Genomic DNA, 6,462 nt, shown 5'->3' with positions numbered 1-6,462 from the left:
TTGCTAATAAACATAGCAAAATTATAGATGATTTCCTGACCTAAGATCACATTTTATTCTTTTTTCCACTTCAATCTAAGAATTGAGAAAAAAGCAAAACCTTATATTATACCATAAAAAAATTATGCAAGAGGTCTATTGAGAAAGGTAATCGCTATGGCAAAGCGTCGTAATCCTGCTAAACGATTAGGTTGATAGGAAACAGTAGAACGTTCTACTGAAGAGCTAAAATAGGGAAGGTTAAATAATTGAGTGGTTGTCATGGTTATTGTTGAAGATGAGTTAAAGAAAATTATCTTTCCCAAAAGTGATTTACTGAGTGATGAATCCCCTATGGAAACAGAGTTACATCTGCGTCAATTGATGCTTTTGATCCAATCACTAGAGTTATTATGGAAAGACCGCCAAGATTTCTATGCTTTTGGTAATCTGACTATTTATTACAGTCCCAATCAACGTAAATCAGAATATTTTAGGGGTCCTGATTTTTTTGTGGTTTTGGGAGTAGCAAGAAAACCGCGTAAAAGTTGGGTAGTGTGGGAAGAAGATGGCAAATATCCCCATGTCATCATCGATATTTTGTCTGATTCAACGGCAGAAACCGATCGAGGTCTCAAGAAAGAAATTTATCAGGAAACTTTCTGGACTCCTAACTATTTCTGGTTTGATCCCACCAGTTTAGAATTTAAGGGGTTTCAGTTGATGGCAGGAAAATACGAAGAAATTGCAGCGAATGAACAGGGTTGGTTATGGAGTCAACAGTTAGAATTATTTTTAGGGGTTCATGACAGCCAATTACGCTTTTTACCCCTGAAGGTAAACTCGTTCCCACCCCTGAAGAAGTAGCGGAAAAGATGGCTCAAAAATTACAAGATTTAGGGATAGATTGGCGAGATTTGGTTTAAGTTTGACCTGAAATCTTGATCAAGCAAGCTGAACTGCAACTTATGAAGTAACCTGCCCAAATGCTATAGTTAGGGTTTTTTACCGCAATCATAAGCTGTTGACTATCTAAATAACTCTTTAAGACTGCCAGGGAGAGGGGGAAAGGAAGCAGGGAGAAGAAATTTGAGCATTTGTACTAAATTATTCAATACGCAATTTAATGCAGTACAGCTTAAACAAAAATCGAGCTATATTTGCCAATTCTCGAGATGATACTAAATCCGTTGTGTATAGCCTACTTATGAGAACAGGCAAAAGGGGTAATAAATAATCAGTCTTTAATAACCAGATTTAGTATGATTTGCTCTGCTCTAAGAAGTAACTACATTCTTCCTAAGCTCCCAATAGGAGGCTTTTGGTGCTAAAAAAGCAGCTAAAGTAACTATCTGAATTTTAAGTGCCTACTGCTCATTTTTGGCAAGATTTCATATACTAGGAATATAGAGATAAAAAAGAGGAAAACTGATGATTACTATACGCCAAGCGGAGGAAAGAGGCCACGCTAACTATGGTTGGTTGGATACCTATCATACTTTTTCTTTTGCCCAATATTATGATCCCCAACAGATTAATTTTAGGAGTCTCAGAGTTATTAATGAGGATAAAGTGATTGGGGGAAAAGGATTTCACACCCACGGACACCAGAATATGGAGATTTTAACCTATGTTTTGGCGGGAGAACTAGAACACCAAGACAGTCTCGGCACTGGTTCCGTGATTCGACACGGTGAAATTCAACGGATGAGCGCAGGAACGGGGATAAAACACAGTGAATTTAATCATTCTGCCACTAATCCCCTCCATCTTCTGCAAATTTGGATTATTCCCGACCAAAAAAATCTAGAACCCAGTTATGAACAAAAAGCGATCGAATTTTCTCCCCATACCCTACAATTAATCGCCTCTCCCACCGGTGCCGGTAACGCGGTTAAAGTCGATCAAGACGTTAATCTCTACGCAGGAATTCTGCCCCTAGGCCAGTCCCTGACTCATTCCTTAGCTTCCGGTCGTTATGGCTGGTTACAAGTGGCTAGAGGGCAAATAACTCTAAATGGCGTGCATTTACGAGCGGGGGATGGAGCGGCAATTAGCGAGGAAACTTCTTTGGCTATTCAATCTCTAGAAGACTCGGAAATTTTGCTTTTTGACCTAGGGTAGTGGGGTTGAGTGTTAGAAACCCTAGGGGCGAAGTTTTGCCGTCAATTCCCCGGCCGACTTTCAGCCATCAATACTGTCCACCACGCTGAGAAAATCGTTATGGATTAGCTCGGCGATAAAATTCTCTGGATCGGTGATAGGAACAGTAACGCCTTGGCTGGCCACCATCTGTGCAGCCATCCGAGTCATGAATTCCTGTCTTGTTTCCGTCATTCTCCCCTGACATTGTTGTAATTTTTCCACCAATTCCAGTGGGGAATCGGCCACCAGTTTATCTCCCTCGCGGGTGACATAAATTGTCATCTTTCCTACCTCCTAAATGATTGGGAACGAGAATTCGGCACTACTAAACCACTTCTGGAGTTGCTGATTTGAGATATGAATCTTCTTTTCTAGTATTTTTAAAACCTAGAGCCAAACTAACTTTTGCACGGGAACCTGCACAGTTGGCATTCATACCTTGATTCAGCAACGCCGATTTTTCATGGAGTAGTCTCCTTGTCGTCAGCTTGAAATTGAGGGGGGTTAGTACCCCCTTACAGAAATTCAATCAGATAGAAAACCCTGAAACTCCACCACCGCATTGCGTTTCAACCAAGGATTAATTTCCTTTCGTTTTACAGGTCCGTGATGGTTGACGGTAAACCGCAGAAGTCTGGCGCAATACTCGATAGCGAATTTGTGGTTGCTTTTCGAGACTTTGATAAACGTCTCGCAATCCGTCTTGCCAGAAGTATCTTTGAGCAACTTTTTCAAGCTAGGGTCAAAATCCATCGAATCGCCTGAGCATTGAAAAATTCCAGCTTCTTCCGAGCAAGGGGTGTTGGAGTCAGGATTCGTCGTGTCCCTTCCTTCGTTCCAGTTCCATGAACTCTCGAAGCCGCCAAGCACCCTCAGTACCTCCAGCATGACTGCCTTGCGGTGTAGGACACCTTGCCAAGGTCCGAGTTCTGGTTTGACGTTGGAGTAAATGTCGTGTTTATCATTCGGCGTGAAGATATCATCTGGAGCTTGCTTGGCCCAATCGATCAATTCATTCAGAAACGAATCAGGGGGTACTCCACGATTGAAGACTTGTTGTTTACAGGCGATAAATTTTCTAGTCATAAGTACCTCGATAGAATTAATTACACATCAAATTAAGCCTATAAACCTAAAGCTTTGCGAGTACGAGGTCCAACAATACCATCAGCAGTTAGTCCAACAGAAAGTTGAAAGGCAATAACAGCTTGCTTGGTATTTTCTCCAAAATCTCCATCTATTGCCCCCGGAGAAAAGCCTTTATCTGTTAGTTTTTGTTGAAGTTCAATAACATCTTGACCAATTGAACCTAGTTTAAGTAAGGGTTCATCTTCTTCAACTGTGCTACCTAATTTATTAGCAACTTCCTGTCGTAAACGAGGTAATTGACTAAATAACCAATCCCCCGGACAATCAGTATTACTAAACTCTCGATGTCCTCGAATATTCTTAGGGCTAATGTTGCAAGAGCTACATAAAGAAACGCATAATTCTACTAAACTATCCCACTGTTTTTGTCCCATTTTAAAAGTCATGAAGTTGCCTTCATTTTCAATTCCAGGAGACTTATTACCGCCAGCAAGTCGGTTTCCGTCTTGGCGAGCATGGGCAGATTGAACGCACATTCCTTGTTTAACTGCATCAAGAGTTCCATGTCTTCCTTCTAGAAGAATTCCTCCAGTTGTATTCAGAAAATTATGTCCAGAATCACTCCAGCCTCTACTATCCATGTGAAATTTTTGAATATCACGAGCTAATTGTTTAGCTCCATCTATTGTTCCCTTTGAGGAATCGTTAGGGGGATTCTGATTATCGGTATGGTGAATCACGATAAATTTAGGCACTGTTTTATCAAAGGGACCGGCTGGTCTTGATCCCCATTCATTAGTTGTAATCACTTTGGCAGTAAAAGGCATTTTTTTGTTCTCCTTAGTTAGAGTAAGTTAAAATTAGAATAGTTTAGAGGATTGAAAAATAAACCTGTTTATGCTCCTCCACAACTATGCTGAGAATCTGGGAGCGTGAATGTTTTTTTGGTTCTGAGGTTAGTTACGGTATAAACTTTTCCTCGATTGTCACCAGGAGGGCAGTTTTTCGGAATTGAAATTAAACACAATTTTACTGGATCTCTGGGCTTGGAAGATTCGGCTTCAGGAACCGTGTCATAAGAAACCAGATAGATTCCGTTAGTAAATTCAATTGATGTTCCCGAACCCAAGATCGGTTTCTTGGTAACTGCATCTTGTAATCTAGTCATTACCTTAGAAACAAAAGTGTTGCTACACTGTCCTACTTTAGTAGGTGGAGGTGCAGCTTGTGATTTGAGGGAAAAGGTCGGAACACTCAAAAAAATGAGAATTGCCGTTAAAGGGAATGTTGATTTCACATCAGGGAACGTTAATTTCATATTATGGTAATAGTCTGACTTTTCGCTTATCAGGAGATGATTATAATAACTTTGTTAGAACTAGAGTTAATTTCTTAGTAAACTACACACTATTATTTCCCTCTCCTATAGTTTTGTCAGCAGAGCAAATCTAGAGAACTTCAAAAACCGAGCATCGCTTACTGATGACTATGTGAGTTCCTTTAAGATTTGTTTTGCGAACTTTTCGCGATTTCCCGCAATTCCGAATCGCTCATACTCTTTCATTCCTTGCATTGCTTGTGCTAGGGTTGTGGCAGAACGTAAAATCTGTCCAGCTTTTTTTTCTGTAGTATTTAATTCCTGAACGAAAAGATTGACTTGATTGTGAATGTCAGTAGCCACACTATTCGTGAATGCAGGTACAAGTTTCCGTCGGTCAAAACTCCATTGAGCTAATCCTAATCCCTTTGGTGGCGGGCCTTCCTCTGCGCGTGGATTAAACGAAGATTCTTGCTGCTAGCACCCTAAAATTGCTGCACATTGTACAGGAGAAAATCCATGACTTATCAGTTCATTGTGAATTATTCCTTTATTTCCTGAAAATGGTGAATTCCCCTGATCTGGGCCACCACTGGGGCGAGGGATAATATCTATTTCTGATATTGGCACTTTCAAGAGTGCCGCCCAGGTATTTCGACCCACTATACCATCCTGTGTGAGAGAGTGTTTCCCTTGAAAACGCTTAACGGCTTCGTCAGTTTTCGGTCCAAACTTTCCATCTATTGATTCGTTTGCCGCTAAAGTTCCCCAATCTTTTAGGGTTTGTTGCAGGCGTTTGACTTCGTTAACGACTTCCGGTTTAGTATCGAAAATTCCATCATTGAGTTTGAGAATGATATGTTGATGTGTCATGAGAAATAAACTCCTTAAGAAAAGATTATTGAAAATTAGTATTGGGAGGAGGCGTTGCCGATTTTAACTATGAATTGTCCTCTAGGCAATTTTTAAAACCTCGGACTAAGCTAACTTGTGGATATGTGCCAAATTATAGCGTTTCCTGTTTGCAAGAGGTACATTATAGATGTTGAAAAGCTTACCCAGCAAAGGTTTAGCTGTGCCACACAGGTGTGAGAACCGCTATAGCACTCTTCTGGAACTTTCGGAAATCCCTGACCGAATCTAGATTCTGAAACTCTTGCTTGACAAGTGATCGCTAACTTTTTTTCTAATAAAAACTCAAATTTCGGGTTTCTGTTAGTTAGCGATAGCTTGAAGGCTTACCCCATAAGAGAGCTAGAGTTTAGAGACTGTAAGACTTTTGCCAGACTCCCTCCAAGAGCGATAGTATTTATACCTCGGTTAAGCAACGCCATTATTATTATCGCCAAAATAAAAGGATAAATTTGTCAATCTTTGTAACGAAAAATCAAGAAAAACTGTTCTCACCGTATCGCCCTGAACCTTTGCGGAGAAATTTGTTACAATGAATACAAGGGGACTCCCTGCGCCAGATCCCATCCCTAGTAAAAAATTGACCAGGTGGGGAGCGGAAGCGAATAGTTCCGAGAGGATAGGCATTTGTCAGAGTTTCCCGCTTCCTTTAGTTTTAGGGGGAAAAGCCATGAAATCTGCCACATTATTATCGCCCGATCGACCGCTGCCAGAATTTCTCCGGTCAGCTATCCAAGACCGCTTTCCGGGGAAAGCGATCGATGATCTCAGCATCCGCTACTATGAAAGCGTCGAGGATGTGGGGTGCGAGTATTTTAACGATCGGGTATTGCCAGCCTGTAGCGATGAGCCTATTGTCCGCTATCTCGGCCCATTTATATCCTACGTCCGTCTAGGAGAAGCCCTGGTTTTGGATCGGCAAGATGGCCTTGTGGTTTACGAAACCGATCGAGATGTTCCCTGCACGGAAACCGGACCTTTCTGGTTGGTGACTCCTAAATCGCTCTGAAAAAGCCAAC

Annotated in this window: 8 protein-coding genes and 2 pseudogenes; 3 read left to right on the top strand and 7 right to left on the bottom strand. The window is 41.3% G+C overall.

What is annotated here, in order from left to right:
- Nucleotides 1–122: 122 nt before the first annotated feature.
- Nucleotides 123–263 (bottom strand): hypothetical protein, encoded by a 141-nt coding sequence (locus tag IM507_RS18785; protein WP_287637514.1) that lies wholly within the window; start codon nucleotides 261–263, stop codon nucleotides 123–125.
- Between IM507_RS18785 and IM507_RS18780 the strand changes: the two are divergent.
- Nucleotides 262–905 (top strand): annotated as a pseudogene (locus IM507_RS18780) (Uma2 family endonuclease). The gene IM507_RS18785 and the pseudogene IM507_RS18780 overlap by 2 nt on opposite strands.
- 505 nt (nucleotides 906–1,410) lie before the next feature.
- The gene (locus IM507_RS18775) at nucleotides 1,411–2,103 is read left to right on the top strand and encodes a pirin family protein (RefSeq protein WP_002737203.1); all 693 of its coding nucleotides are present in this window, start codon (nucleotides 1,411–1,413) and stop codon (nucleotides 2,101–2,103) included.
- Between the two features lie 60 nt (nucleotides 2,104–2,163).
- Here IM507_RS18775 and IM507_RS18770 read toward each other — a convergent pair whose 3' ends face one another.
- From IM507_RS18770 to IM507_RS18745, 6 genes and pseudogenes are all read right to left on the bottom strand, one after another.
- Entirely contained in the window at nucleotides 2,164–2,406 is a 243-nt protein-coding gene (locus tag IM507_RS18770) for a hypothetical protein (RefSeq protein ID WP_002737723.1), read from the bottom strand.
- Between the two features lie 243 nt (nucleotides 2,407–2,649).
- Entirely contained in the window at nucleotides 2,650–3,210 is a 561-nt protein-coding gene (locus IM507_RS18765) for a hypothetical protein (RefSeq protein WP_016516133.1), read from the bottom strand.
- 38 nt (nucleotides 3,211–3,248) lie between these two features.
- Entirely contained in the window at nucleotides 3,249–4,040 is a 792-nt protein-coding gene (locus tag IM507_RS18760; protein WP_123231210.1) for a peptidoglycan recognition protein family protein, read from the bottom strand.
- Nucleotides 4,041–4,108: 68 nt separating this feature from the next.
- Nucleotides 4,109–4,531, bottom strand: a complete 423-nt coding sequence (locus IM507_RS18755; RefSeq protein WP_002792669.1) for a hypothetical protein — start codon at nucleotides 4,529–4,531, stop codon at nucleotides 4,109–4,111.
- 168 nt (nucleotides 4,532–4,699) lie between these two features.
- Nucleotides 4,700–4,996: pseudogene (locus tag IM507_RS18750) on the bottom strand (phage tail tip lysozyme); the annotation flags it as partial.
- A gap of 12 nt (nucleotides 4,997–5,008) precedes the next feature.
- Nucleotides 5,009–5,404 (bottom strand): peptidoglycan-binding domain-containing protein, encoded by a 396-nt coding sequence (locus tag IM507_RS18745; RefSeq protein WP_287637512.1) that lies wholly within the window; start codon nucleotides 5,402–5,404, stop codon nucleotides 5,009–5,011.
- Nucleotides 5,405–5,975: 571 nt separating this feature from the next.
- Between IM507_RS18745 and IM507_RS18740 the strand changes: the two genes are divergently transcribed.
- Nucleotides 5,976–6,452: a hypothetical protein gene (locus IM507_RS18740; protein ID WP_002755589.1), complete on the top strand. Its 477-nt coding sequence runs from the start codon at nucleotides 5,976–5,978 to the stop codon at nucleotides 6,450–6,452.
- The last annotated feature ends 10 nt before the right edge of the window (nucleotides 6,453–6,462 follow it).

Origin of the sequence: Microcystis sp. M20BS1 (assembly GCF_020245305.1) — a bacterium.
GTDB lineage: Bacteria > Cyanobacteriota > Cyanobacteriia > Cyanobacteriales > Microcystaceae > Microcystis > Microcystis ichthyoblabe_A.
Note: the sequence above shows the minus strand (reverse complement) of the source record. Positions and strands in the feature narration are given on the sequence as shown.